Source organism: Sphingobium sp. B11D3B, assembly GCF_025961735.1.
In the GTDB taxonomy this organism is placed as follows: Bacteria; Pseudomonadota; Alphaproteobacteria; order Sphingomonadales; family Sphingomonadaceae; genus Sphingobium.
On sequence record NZ_JAOQOF010000001.1, the window covers coordinates 1543549 to 1555937 of the forward strand.

At 65.5% G+C, this 12389-nt stretch carries 12 protein-coding genes; 3 read left to right on the plus strand and 9 right to left on the minus strand.

The window, feature by feature from the left end:
• Window positions 1-2: 2 nt before the first annotated feature.
• The gene (locus tag M2333_RS07320; RefSeq protein WP_264594744.1) at window positions 3-182 is read right to left on the minus strand and encodes a hypothetical protein; all 180 of its coding nucleotides are present in this window, start codon (window positions 180-182) and stop codon (window positions 3-5) included.
• 280 nt (window positions 183-462) lie between these two features.
• Here M2333_RS07320 and M2333_RS07325 point away from each other — a divergent pair, with 280 nt between their 5' ends.
• Complete coding sequence (locus M2333_RS07325) at window positions 463-1212, plus strand: sulfite exporter TauE/SafE family protein (protein WP_264611319.1); 750 nt, start codon at window positions 463-465, stop codon at window positions 1210-1212.
• Between the two features lie 115 nt (window positions 1213-1327).
• A complete protein-coding gene (locus M2333_RS07330; RefSeq protein WP_264572508.1) occupies window positions 1328-1945 on the plus strand; it encodes a YceI family protein in 618 nt (205 codons plus the stop codon).
• A gap of 7 nt (window positions 1946-1952) precedes the next feature.
• On the opposite strand, the gene M2333_RS07335 is transcribed toward M2333_RS07330, so the two are convergent.
• The 7 genes from M2333_RS07335 to M2333_RS07365 all read right to left on the minus strand — a co-directional run bounded on the left by M2333_RS07335 (window position 1953) and on the right by M2333_RS07365 (window position 10454).
• The gene (locus tag M2333_RS07335; protein WP_264611320.1) at window positions 1953-3725 is read right to left on the minus strand and encodes an MFS transporter; all 1773 of its coding nucleotides are present in this window, start codon (window positions 3723-3725) and stop codon (window positions 1953-1955) included.
• Window positions 3709-4473 (minus strand): FkbM family methyltransferase, encoded by a 765-nt coding sequence (locus M2333_RS07340; RefSeq protein WP_264612588.1) that lies wholly within the window; start codon window positions 4471-4473, stop codon window positions 3709-3711. The genes M2333_RS07335 and M2333_RS07340 overlap by 17 nt, the downstream gene beginning before the upstream one ends.
• A 5-nt stretch (window positions 4474-4478) precedes the next feature.
• Window positions 4479-5663, minus strand: a complete 1185-nt coding sequence (locus tag M2333_RS07345; protein ID WP_264611321.1) for a glycosyltransferase family 4 protein — start codon at window positions 5661-5663, stop codon at window positions 4479-4481.
• A complete protein-coding gene (locus tag M2333_RS07350; protein ID WP_264611322.1) occupies window positions 5660-7000 on the minus strand; it encodes a hypothetical protein in 1341 nt (446 codons plus the stop codon). The genes M2333_RS07345 and M2333_RS07350 overlap by 4 nt, the downstream gene beginning before the upstream one ends.
• A gap of 16 nt (window positions 7001-7016) precedes the next feature.
• Window positions 7017-7757 (minus strand): class I SAM-dependent methyltransferase, encoded by a 741-nt coding sequence (locus M2333_RS07355; RefSeq protein ID WP_264611323.1) that lies wholly within the window; start codon window positions 7755-7757, stop codon window positions 7017-7019.
• Between the two features lie 66 nt (window positions 7758-7823).
• Window positions 7824-8963 carry a glycosyltransferase gene (locus M2333_RS07360; RefSeq protein ID WP_264611324.1) on the minus strand — a complete coding sequence of 380 codons (1140 nt, stop codon included), beginning with the start codon at window positions 8961-8963 and terminating at the stop codon, window positions 7824-7826.
• A gap of 129 nt (window positions 8964-9092) precedes the next feature.
• Window positions 9093-10454, minus strand: a complete 1362-nt coding sequence (locus M2333_RS07365; RefSeq protein WP_264611325.1) for an exopolysaccharide biosynthesis polyprenyl glycosylphosphotransferase — start codon at window positions 10452-10454, stop codon at window positions 9093-9095.
• A gap of 179 nt (window positions 10455-10633) precedes the next feature.
• Between M2333_RS07365 and M2333_RS07370 the strand changes: the two genes are divergently transcribed.
• Window positions 10634-11317, plus strand: a complete 684-nt coding sequence (locus M2333_RS07370; RefSeq protein WP_264577516.1) for a CDP-alcohol phosphatidyltransferase family protein — start codon at window positions 10634-10636, stop codon at window positions 11315-11317.
• Between the two features lie 27 nt (window positions 11318-11344).
• On the opposite strand, the gene bioB is transcribed toward M2333_RS07370, so the two are convergent.
• Window positions 11345-12376, minus strand: a complete 1032-nt coding sequence (gene bioB / locus M2333_RS07375; RefSeq protein ID WP_264611326.1) for a biotin synthase BioB — start codon at window positions 12374-12376, stop codon at window positions 11345-11347.
• Window positions 12377-12389: the final 13 nt, after the last annotated feature.

A 12389-nucleotide genomic window follows, 5' to 3' on the forward strand; every position in this document is an offset into this window, starting at 1 on the left:
CGTTAGGCCCCCAGTGCCCGGGGACCGGCCAGCGACCGGCGCAAGCGGCTCATCAGCACGTCGCGGCGCAGACGCAAGCGCGCGACGAGGCGCCCATCGGGCCGCGCCTTGCCGCGTTCACTGGACAGCGCATCATCGACGCGTTGCAGCAGGATCATCAAGTTGAACGTGAAGATATTCATGAACGTCATCCTCCAAAGTGCTTTGCACGTGATCGGATGACTGGATGCCTGAGCCTGAAAAACCGAACCTGCACCGGTATCACCCGATGCGGTCCGACATCGCGAGGCGCTCATGTTTGAGCGCTGCGCCAGAGGGGCCCGGTCCGCAGGCGGCATTTTGGAGATAGCGCGGCAGGTTTCAAGAGGGCGATGCGAAAAAACTTGCGTCGGGCCGTGACCGAGGCGCTATGCCAGATGACATCGCGCCTGCCGGGCTGCGAAGCCCGAGGTCTCGATCCCCATGCCACTCGATCCCTTCTACATTCTGTGCGCGGTGGTCGCCGTGGTGATCTCCGGCCTCGCCAAGGGCGGCTTTTCGGGCGCGGGCTCGCTGGCCATGCCCATCCTCGCCCTTGCGATCGACCCGGTGCGGGCCGCGGCTATCCTGCTGCCGATCCTGATCGTGCAGGACGTGGTGGGCGTCTGGGCGTTCCGCCGCACCTGGGATGGGCATGTGCTCGCGGTGATGATCCCCGGCATGACCATTGGCGTGGCGCTGGGCTATTTCTTCTCCGCGCAGGTCTCGGCGGATGTGGTGCTGGGCGTACTCGGCGCGATCTCGATCCTGTTCGGGCTGCAGCGCCTGTGGGTCGAGCGAGGCCATGCGATCACCCTGCCCTCCAATTCCCCGGCATGGCTGGGCGTGCTGTTCGGCGTCGCATCGGGCTTCACCAGCCACGTCGCCCATGCCGGTTCGCCGCCCTTCCAGATGTGGGTGCTGCCCCGCAAGCTTCCGCGCGATACGCTCGTCGGCACCACCGCCATCGCCTTTGCGGTGATGAACTGGATCAAGGTGCCGGCCTATGCCGCGCTCGGCCAGTTCACCCACGCCAATCTGCTCGCAACCGCTGCGCTGATCCCCCTCGCCCTCATCTCCACGATGCTGGGCGTGAAGCTGGTCCGCAAGGTCGATCCGGAGCGCTTCTATGTGCTGATCTACGTCCTGATGATCCTCCTTGGCGTGAAACTGCTCGCCGATGCGCTGATTTAAGTCCGGCGCGCTCCGCGCCGCACCCTTGCATTCCCCTGATGACAGCGGCGAGCGGCACGCTATGCTAAGGCGTATCGTTCTCAATCCCCCTCGCAGACGATCAGGAGACACAGATATGCGCCTCATTCACGCTGCCCTCCCCGCTCTTCTTCTTGCCGGCATCACCGGCGGGCTGGTCGCACAACCCGGCAAGCCGGACCCCGCCGCGATTTCCGGCGGCACCTATACCGCCGATCCCGGCCACACGCTGGTGAAGTGGGAGGTCGATCATCTGGGCTTTACGCCCTATTTCGGCATTTTCGGTGACATCACCGGCACGCTCCAGCTCGACCCCAAAAACCCTTCGGCGGCCAAGGTCGACGTGACCATTCCCGTCTCCAAGGTCACCACCGCCAGCGCGGGCCTGACGGCTCACCTGCTGCGCGCCGGCAAGGACGGCAAAGCCGCCGACTTCTTCGGCCCGACGCCGGCCGACGCCCGCTTTGTCTCGACAAGCGTCGTCGTGGACGGTCAGGCTGCCAAGATCACCGGCAACTTCACGCTGAACGGCGTGACCAAGCCGGTGACGCTCGACGCACGCTTCTATGGCGCCGGCATGGGCATGGGTAACAAGGAAAATGTCGGCTTCACCGCCACCGGCTCGATCAAGCGGAGCGACTTTGGCGTTGCTTACGGCCTGCCGATGGTGGGTGACGAGGTAAAGCTGGAGATCGTCGCCGGCTTCACCAAGTAAGCTGAGATTATCCGGCCGGTGAGGCGATCACCGGCCGGTCACAGCCGATGCGCTCAAGATAGGCGCGGCGCGCCACGATCCCGTCATAACCCTTGAAGATCGGCGAGAGCGGATAGACGCCGAGCGGCTGGAACTGCCGAAAATCCATCACCGCCACATCATAGCGTGCGCACAGGACTGCCAGATCGGCGCCCTTCAGCATTTGCAGCGCCATCACCACCGGCTTGCCCGGCGCGCCATCGGCGCCAAAGCGCACAAGGTCGGTCATGAAATAGCCGCCGCGAATATCGACCAGCACCACATCGGCATCGGACGCGCGAATGGCCGCCATCGTCTTGGCATAGCCCCGCACATAGTGCTCCGTATCGCGGGCCTGCCAGAGCGTGCCCATCAGCGCGAAGAGGGCGCCGGCTACCAGCAGCGCCCGGCCATAGCGCGCATCGCGCGGCACGACGGCGCGCCAGCCAAGCCCGGCAAGCAGGCACAGCGCGCCGATCTGGCCATGCATATAGCGGAAACCCCAGCCATAGCCCTGATACAACGCAAGGCAGAGACCGGCGATCACGCCCAGCAGCAGCGGTACAGTCACCGGCACGTCACGCCACACACTCCGCCAGCGCACGCCCAACACTGCCAGGCCGGCGAGCGGCAGGAGCAGCAGATTGTTCCAGGCGATCAGCCGCGAAATGTTCAGCAGCGGCTGGAGATCATCGAGCCGGCCGAACAGGCTGATCAGCTTGTCGACGATGCTGTTGGTGCGGTGGACATCGCTTGGCGGTGCCGGGCCGACCAGCTCGGCCAGTGCCATCGGCCAGAGCCGGGCCCAGATCACCATCAGGGCGAGCGCGACACAGATATGGAACAGCGCTGGACGCCAGCGGCGATTGGCCGCCATCCACAGGACGAACGGCGCGATAAACAGCAGCGGGAAGTGCCACTGATGTAGCCCCGCGGCCAGAACTGCGACCAATGCCGCCAGTCCATGCCCGAGCGTGCCGCCGCGCAAGACCAGCGCCAGCCAGATCATGTTGAACGCGAAATGGCTGGTCATTGCATAGGGCGTCATGGCGGTGACGAGCAATTGCGCGGAGGTGAGCGCCATGACCATCGTCACCAGCGCAGCATCGCGCCGATCCGGGTTGAGGTGCCGCGCGATATGCCAGAGCGCGACGAGGCCCGCGCCGAGCGTCACCGGTGCGGCGAGATCAGCCAGCCCGATGCGCTGAAACAGGCTGCGGATTGCGGCGTGGACCGGCAGATAGATTGACGTCCAATGCGTATCCGAGCCGTAGGGGCTGTAGAATTCCGGCTGCATGGCGTGACGGACGCCAAGCCAGGCTTCGGGAATCGGCCAGCCGATCATACCGTGGGCGAGCGCGCCTGCCGTCAGCTCGACCATCACCTCGTCGCGCGAAACGCTGTAGCCATGGAAAACCCACGTCCGCCCCAGCCAGGCGAGCAGAACGACGACGAGGATGCCGGCGGGAACGAGCGCCCTCCCGGCGAAGGTGCCGCCACTTACGCGCTGGTCAGCCAGCCGACCGCGCGGCACCCAAAGACCGACGATAAAACCCGCGACCAAAAGGCCAAATGCCTGCGCGTCCAGCATCCACATATCCTGCCGGGCGAACAGATATTCGGAAATGCTCCGGCCGGGCTGGCCGCGCAAATGCCACATCCAGGTGCCCCAGCTCAGCGCGAGGCACAGCAGACCGCCCGCCACCAGCGCCGTTGCGAGAGCCAGCGGGCGCCCGCGCTGCGGGTCAGACGATCGGGACATTGCCCTCACGCGCCAGATCTGCGCGAATGAACAGGCCGTCCATTTCCACCAGCAACGGGAAATGGCCTTTATTATTGGCGAACACGGCATTGGGCACGAAGCCGCCGCGCTCCAGAAGCGCGATCATCGTGCGATAGTCCGTCGCGCCATCGTAGAGCGGGCGCACCGACAATTCGGTCTGCGCGGCGGTGATGCGCGCAGCAACCGCGCTGGCCCCGGACCAGACCTGCGCGTCGTGCCCCTGCGTATCCATCTTGAGCAGAATTGCCTTGGCATCGCGCGCCGGCTCCAGATCGGGCAGCAGCGTATCCAGCCGGGCGCAGGGCACATGGACGGTGCGCGTGACCTTGTTGCGCTCGGCAAAAATCTGCTCAAGGCCATCCTGCGGAGCATTGAGCGAGCTGAACTGGTCCGCCGCCATCAGGTGGAAGGTCGCCTCCCCGTCTCGATCCGACAGGGCGATATTATGGACGTGCCACTGCGCATCCTTGCCGGCGATCTCCACCAGCTTCGCGCAGACCTCGGGATGCGGCTCAAACGAGAGGATCGTGCCGCGAAAGCCGACATCCTTGCGCAACATGGTGGCATATTGCCCGGCATTGGCGCCGACATCGATCACGCAATCGATGCCGAAATGCGCGATCAGCCGGCGCAGCGAGACGATCTCGCCATATTGATGCTGGCGGCCGACAAGGCCGAGCCGCACGGCCAGCCAGCGGTCGCGCAGTTCGCGACGGTAGCGGCGCAGGTCGATCATGCCGCGCTCTCCGCGGTCGAGCCGCCGGTTTTGGCCGCGAAGCGCTCACGCGCGATCTGGTAGGCCTCCTGCGTCTGCGCGGCGGCGACATCCCATCCCGTCATCACCTGACCATGGGCGCGCGCGGCCTCGCCCGCCTCCTGCCGACGGCGCGCATCGACGATGAGCTGGCGCAGGGCCACCGCCAACGCCGGGGCATTGCCCGCCGGAAAGCGCGTCGCCACGGCATCGGGAAGGTCGCCGAACATGCCGGCATCGCTGGTTACCATGGCGGCGCCATAGCGCAGCGCGGAGAGGAAGGCACCGCTCGAATCGATCTCGCGATAGGGAAACGCCAGAATGTCCGCCGCGCGCAGATGCGCATCGAGGCGATGCTCGGTGAGGAAGCCGAGATCGGTCACCAGCCGCTCGCTGAAGCCGCCGCCATGAATGGCCTGCAGAAACGCCTCCACCGGCATGAACGGCTTGCCGGCAATCGCGAGCTCGAAGACGAGCCCGTCCCGCCAGAGATCGAGACAGGCCTGCACCAGCAGATCCAGCCCCTTATAGGGCCGAATCGTGCCGAAGAAGAGAATGCGTGGCACAGTTCCACGCGGGACGGCGGCAAGGTCTTCCGCGGTCGCCTCCCGCAAGGTCATCGGCGGATGTGGCACCAGCGCGATGTCGCCAGGGTCGATCCCCTGCTTGAGCAGCGTCTCGCGCGTCTGCTCGCCATGGACGATCAGCAGATCGAACTGGCGCAGCAGCGCCTCATAGCCGCGCCCCTGCACGCCCGAGCGATCCTCGCCATGGAACGGGCGCGCATTGTGGACGGTGTGGACCAGTGCCGTCCGGCCGGCCAGCCGATCGAGCAGGATCTTGTCCACCATCGCCAGTGGCAGCCACTGGAAATGCGCCACATCGCCTGCCAGCGATCCGAGACGGCCGAGCCGGGCATCCAGCGCATAATCAGCGGCCTTGGCGATCTGCCCGACGCGGCCGTCCCCCAAAACCGGCCGCAGCCGCTCGCCGATGCGGAAGAAGCGGGGCTCATAGCGGTAGCGCTTAGGCACGATGGCATCGGTTTCGCGCATTGGCCGACCGATCAGCGTCACGTCATTGCCGCGCGCGGCCAGCGCCTCGCACAGCCCATCATCATAGCGCGGCGTGAACAGCGAGGGATCGATCATCGAAATCTTCACACGCTGCCCCTTGCCTGCACCTTTGTGCCCCGCGCTCCTGTCAGATGCATCAGCATACGCCCATGAACCAGCCCCAGCGAACCATGAACAGCGGCGTAGAGAGCCAGAAACCCGGCGGAGAGAGTCCAACCGAGGCTCTCATGCATGGGCATGGCGAGCGGAACCGCCAGCACACTGCCGAGCAACAGCAGCATCGAAGGCCGCAGCAAGGCCCCGAACCGCCCCAGTCCCCACTGCAGATAGACCGAGACGCAAATGAGACTGAGGCCGAAGAGCAGCGCAATCATCATTGCAATTTCAGAATATTGCAGGTCGAGATTGCCGTCGAATATGATGTGGGCGACCAGCTTTCCCGCAATTAGCAGCGCGGCGCCGCCTGCCATCGTGGCACCCAGCGACCAGCCAAGGCAGCGCAGGACAGCGCGCCGCACGCCGGCCCCATCGCCCTGATAGGCCGCGCGGGTCAGGCCGGGCAGAACCGTCTCCGCAAGAGCGCGAATGACGGCGGACAGCGAGCGGGACAGCTTGAACACCAGATCGAAGAGCAGCAGCGGCCGTGGGTCCGGCGTCACCGCCACGATGGTGAAATATGGTGCGTTATAGGCGCCGACATCACACAGCGTGAGAACGCCGGTACGGCCAAAATCGGAGAGATAATGCGCGCGCACCGCCGCCAGCCCCGGCCCCAGCACAATCCAGTCGCGCCGCTGCATCGCCAATGTCGCGTGGAAGGTCGCAAGCCCGGCGCAGAGCACCCCGAGCGCGACGACCAGCTGAATGAGCACCGAGGCGAGGATGGGCAGCGGCCCGAGTGCGGCCAGTAGCAGCGCGAGGCCCGAGACACGGCGGATGCTGTCGAGCGCTTCCCACCAGAGATTGTGATCCACCGCCGCCAGCGCCCGCCGCGCCAGCAGGGTGAGCAGATTGAAGGCGGCAACGAGATAAAAGGTGATGAACAGCGCCGGATAGTCGGTCTTGAGCCAGCCCGTCGCGATGGCGCCACCGATCAGCATTGCGCCGAAGGCCACGAGGCCAGCCAGAATCCACAGCAGGGCGACCAACTCGGCAGGGTCGAACGCGCCCTCCCCGCTCACCCGTAAGCGCCGCAACCGGGCATAGGCGATGGCGCTGAGGCCAAGCTCGGCGGACACCGTGAAGTTGGCGAAGGCGACCAGCAGCAGAAAACCGCGAAACTCTTCAAGGGGGAGAATGCGCACGAACACGAAGGTGACAACGAAGCCCCAAAGCATGGCGAGGGCCACATTGCCCAGCTTCACCAGCCCGAGCAGCCCGGAATGACGCTCAAGACGCCCCGCCAGCGCAATCAGACCGGCCATCACCCCCGCAGGCTCATCATGCCGGACGACGGGCGCGGAACAGCGTGTCGGCCAGCGCCTCCCGCCTCACTGCTTCCGGCGGACGGGACGCGGCATCGATCAGGTCCACCTCGAACCCGGCCGCGCGGATGCGCTCGGCAAAATCGCGGCCATATTGGCGGACATGGTCCCATTGGCCGAAGCGCCGCTCCCGTTCACGGCCGGAGAGATCGGGCGGGCCATCCTCGCTGGGGCGATCCCATAGCGGCACGAGCAGCCAGGCCTCGCCGCCGGGCTTGAGCGCGCGCAGCAGATTGCGCAGCACCACCGCGTCGTCAGGCACATGCTCCATCACATGGCTGGCATAAATGCGGTCGTAGCGCGACTCGTCGGTCATCGCCATCAGGTCTAGGTGCTGGACACCGGGGACGGCATAGCGTGAGGGGTCGATATCGGCGGGCACATAATCGCCCGCATGGGCGCGGAACCGCTCAATCAGGCTCGCCTCGCCCGGCGCGCAATGCAGCACCGCGCTCCAGGCCGGCAAGGCGATGACGCCTTCATCGAGAAGATGATGCATCAGCCGTTCGCGTGGCGATGCGCCGCAATCGAGGCATCCCCACTCCGCTTCATCGCCATAGCGGAAGAAGCCCACCACATCGCGCCGGCAGGCCGGGCAGTGCCGGTCACGCGCTGCGCCGAAGGCTGACCGCACGGCCAGTTCGGCTCTCGAGAGATGCTTACCTGCGGCCTTGCGCACGCGTTGCATGGTGATCATGGCGCGAGCCTATACAATGCTGCACCCCGAAAGCGAGAGGAACCGCACATCTTTGCGTGTATGCCCTCAGTCGCGGGACTTGGCGGGCGTCCACAGCGTGAAGGTCTGCCCGCGCATGGCGAGCAGCACGCCCTTCAAAGTCGCCATATAGGCCAGCAACAGGTCGAATATCGCTGCGAGCGGCCCGCGCCGCGCCATCGCGCCCAGCATCGCCAGCACCAGCCCGGCCGCGACCAGCGCAACGGCTGCGACCGGCGTGATCCGCCAGGCGAGCGCCAGCGCGGCCAGAACCGCCAGAGCGATCCACAGGCCGCCAAACCAGCGCACGATCTTGCGCGAGCCATATTTGAACCGGTCGAGCCGACTCATCCGCCGCAATCCCGCCCGCAAATGCCGGTGCGTGTGCCAGCTGCGGGCGGCGATCCGCACCTTGCGGCGATATTCGTCGGCGCGCTGCGCCACCATCGCCTCACGGGCGATCACGTCCTTTGCCTTGATGAGTCGGCGGCCGGCAAAGACCACGGCCATGGAGACGGTGAGATCGTCCAGCACGCTATCCGGAAAATCGGGATACAGCGCGCGCCGGGTCGAGAAGATCGACCCGTCCGCCCCCATCACATTGCCGGTGCGCGACTCGAGATCCTTGAGATGCTCCTCAAGCCGCCAGTAGAGCGCGCCCACGGACGCCGAGGCACTGCGATCCGCGCCGTCATAACGCAATGAACCGAGCACGCCGCCGACCTGCGGATCGGCATAATAAGGCAGCAGCGCATCGATGGCGTTTGCATCAAGCAGCACATTGGCGTCGGTGAAGACGAGAATTTCGCCCGTGGCCACGGCTGCGAGTTGCTTCATCCCGTGCGCCTTGCCGCTGCGCCCCGGACCGCGCAGCAGGGTCAGGACGTCCTGAGCCTGCCCCAGCAGGTCGCCCGTGCCATCGCCGGAGCCATCATCGAAGGCGAGGATCTGTAAAACCGGATGCCGCGCCTTGAGCGCACGCAGATTCTCGATCTTCGCGGGCAGCGATGCGGCCTCGTTATACGCGCAGAAGAGCAGCGAGACGGTGGGTGGGGCCGCGCCGCCCGCCTGCTCGACCGGCTTGGTCGGCAGCAGCCGCAGGATGAGCGGATAGATGAGGAACGGCCAGACCAACAGCACCGCACATAGCACGATGATGAGGGCGAGGATCACATCGACGGGCGTCATCGTATGTGTCCCCTCCGGGCTTCCCTGTTCTCCTGCGAAAGCAGGAGTCCAGGGCGCAGCAGATGAACTTTGCCGCCCTGGGCTCCTGCTTTCGCAGGAGTACAACGCCCCTCTGCAAAACGCCCATCCTCAGAATGCATTGTCATGCGCCAGCACCCGCAGCGTCGCGACAATTATCCGCAAATCCCGCCAGATCGACCAGTTGGTCACATATTCAAGATCGGACTGGAGCCGGTTGATGAGATCCTCGTGCCGGTCGGTCGGGCCGCGATGGCCACGCACCTGCGCCAGACCGGTCATGCCCGGTTTGATGCAATGGCGCGCCCAATAGCGCTCATCGACCTCCCAATAGAGGCTCTGCGCCGCCTTCGCCGCCGGAGCGTGAGGGCGTGGTCCGACGATACTCATGTCGCCTTTCAACACATTGAAAAGCTGCGGCAGTTCATCGATACTCGTGCGCCGCAAAAAGGCGCCGATGCGGGTCACGCGCGGATCGTCCTTTTCGGTGAGCTTGTCCGCCTTGAGGTCGCTCAGCGCCATATGCATGGTGCGGAATTTGAGGATCATGAACGGCCGCGCATCGCGCCCCAGCCGCTGCTGGCGGAAGAACACCGGCCCCGGCCCCGAGAGCTTCACCGCCAACGCGCCGAAAATGAGGATCGGCGAGAGCGCCAGGATCGCCGGCACGCAGATCGTCAGATCGAACAGCCGCTTCAACAGCCGGTCGCGGAACAGCAGCGGTCCACCCGCAACCACCAGCGTCGGATGATCGGCAAAGGCGCTCACCTTCGCGGGCACGAACTGGCGCATCTCCGGCACCAGGATTTCTCCCTTGGCGGACAGGGAGGTAAGCGCGATGCGCCAGTCCGCGATCCGCTCGGCGGGGCACGCGACGACCACGCGCTCGGCACCGCCGACACCATCGGCGAGGCGCTCGGCCATTTTGGCATCCCGCGCGGTGGGATCGAAGCCGATCGCCTGCGCATCCACCCGCCAGGCATCGCGCGGCGTTTCGATCTCGACCCCATCGACCAGCAGCACCGTGATGTGCGGCACCGTGCCGACCAGCCAGATTGCCAGCCTGTCGATCAGCGGCCGCACCGCGATCAGCCCGCCGGCAGACAAGGCGAGGCCGACCATGAAGGTCAGGCGCGACAATTGCTCGGCGATCTTGCCGAGATAGATAATGAACAGGGTCAGCATCACCGCTTGCGCCAGCGACCATACCGCCTTGGCGGCGCTCGCGCGGCGGTTGCCGATCATCCTTATCCCGTAGACGCCGCCATGCACGGCAATGAGCACGTAGACCGGCACGATCATCGCGGCCATCACCAGACCGTGCGGCTTGCCCGGCTCGCCCATGAGCGAACCCAGAACCAGCAGATTGGCCAAGGCAAAGGCCAGCCCGAGCACCAGCATGTCGAGCATGATGCTCAGCAGATAGAGGCGCAGGCGTGCTGCTTCCTTCGACTGCGCTGGTTTGGCTGCCATGGCCGCGCGCTATGCCCCTGCGCGGGGGCCGTCAACGAGATTGTGCGTGGGCGGCGCGGTGGCATCCGTCGCAGTTCCAGCAACATATGTCCCGCGCCGGGGCAGGAATTCGGGATCATCGCTGGAATATCGTGTATGACCCTTTTATGACGGCCGCCCCAGAACGCCGCGGAGAGATGATGCAGCATAGCCCCAACAGACCAGCGCCAGCCGTGAACAGGATTCAAAACAACCTGCTTGCGGCGCCGGAGAGACGTCTGCTGAACTGGCTGTGCAGCATCATGCCCCGCTGGGTCACGCCCGATATGCTCACGACGCTGGGTGTGGTGGGCGGGCTTGCCACCTTCGTCGGTTATGCCGGCAGCAGCTTCGGCGACCAATGGCTGTGGCTGGCGATGGCCGGCTATGTGATGCAGTGGTTCGGCGACTCGCTGGATGGCAGCCTCGCCCGCTATCGCCACATTGAGCGGCCATCCTACGGTTACTTCATCGACCATAGCTGCGACGGCATCGTTACCTTGCTCATTCTAGGCGGCATGGGGTTCAGCCCCTATGTCCGGGTGGACGTCGCGATGTTCGCGGTCGTCGGCTATCTGCTGCTCTCCATCCACGCCTATCTCGCGGCTCGGGTGATGGGCGAATTCAAGCTCTCCTATGGCATAGCCGGGCCGACGGAGCTGCGCTTCGTGCTGATCGGCATGACCATCGGCATGATGCTCACCGACCCCACCAAAGCGCCGGCCATCTCGCCATTCGACATGATCGTTGGCGGCGTGGGCGTGATCTTCGTGGTGCTGTTCGTCAGCCAGACGCTCGTTGCGGGCCGTCAACTGTCCCGGTCGGACAACGCCCGGCGCGGCTAAACGGCGCGGCGCCCGACGCAGCCTGCCTTATTCGGCGGCCTCTTCCAGATGACCATGCGACGCAGCCTGCATCGCCACGATGCCGAGCTTGGCGAGCAGCGCGCCATCCCTGTCGTCGCCGGCATTGGGTGTGGTGAGCAACTTGTCTCCGGTGAAGATGCTGTTGGCCCCAGCCATGAAGCAGAGCGCCTGACAGGCCTCGCTCATGCTCTCGCGCCCAGCCGAGAGGCGGACCATCGCCTGCGGCATGGCGAGCCGCGCCACCGCCACCGTGCGGACGAACTCGATCTCGTCGATCTTGGCGAGCGGCGTGTCGGCGAGCATGTCGCCGAGGACCGTCCCCTTCACCGGCACCAGCGCATTGATCGGCACGCTCTCCGGGTGCGGCATCGTCGCCAGCGCGTGGATGAAGCCGATGCGATCCTCGCGCGTCTCGCCCATGCCTACAATGCCGCCGCAGCAGACGTTGATCCCGGCGGAGCGCACGGCCTCCAACGTCTCGATCCGGTCGGCGAAGCTGCGCGTCGTGATCACCTCGCCATATTTCTCCGGCGCGGTGTCGATGTTGTGATTGTAATAATCCAGCCCTGCCTCGGCGAGCATCTGCGCCTGACCGGGCGTCAGCATCCCCAGCGTCATGCAAGTTTCCATGCCCATCTCGCGCACGCCCTTCACCATCTCGATGAGCGTGGGCATGTCGCGGTCCTTGGGGTTGCGCCAGGCTGCCCCCATGCAGAAGCGGCCCGAGCCGGCATCCTTGGCCTGGGCGGCGGATTGCAGCACGGCGCGCACGTCCATCAGCTTGGTGGCCTTGAGGCCGGTCTCGGCATGGACGGACTGGTTGCAATAGCCGCAATCCTCCGGGCAGCCGCCGGTCTTGATCGAGAGCAGGGTCGAGAGCTGCACCTCATTGCGCGGATGATTGGCCCGATGCACGCCCTGCGCCTCATAGAGCAGATCCATGAACGGCAGATCGAATAGCGCGGCGATTTCCTCGCGCGTCCAGTCGGTGCGGGGGGCGGTGGTCACCGGCGCGGCTGGGGATGAAAGCTGTGTCATAGCCTGCCCCTCT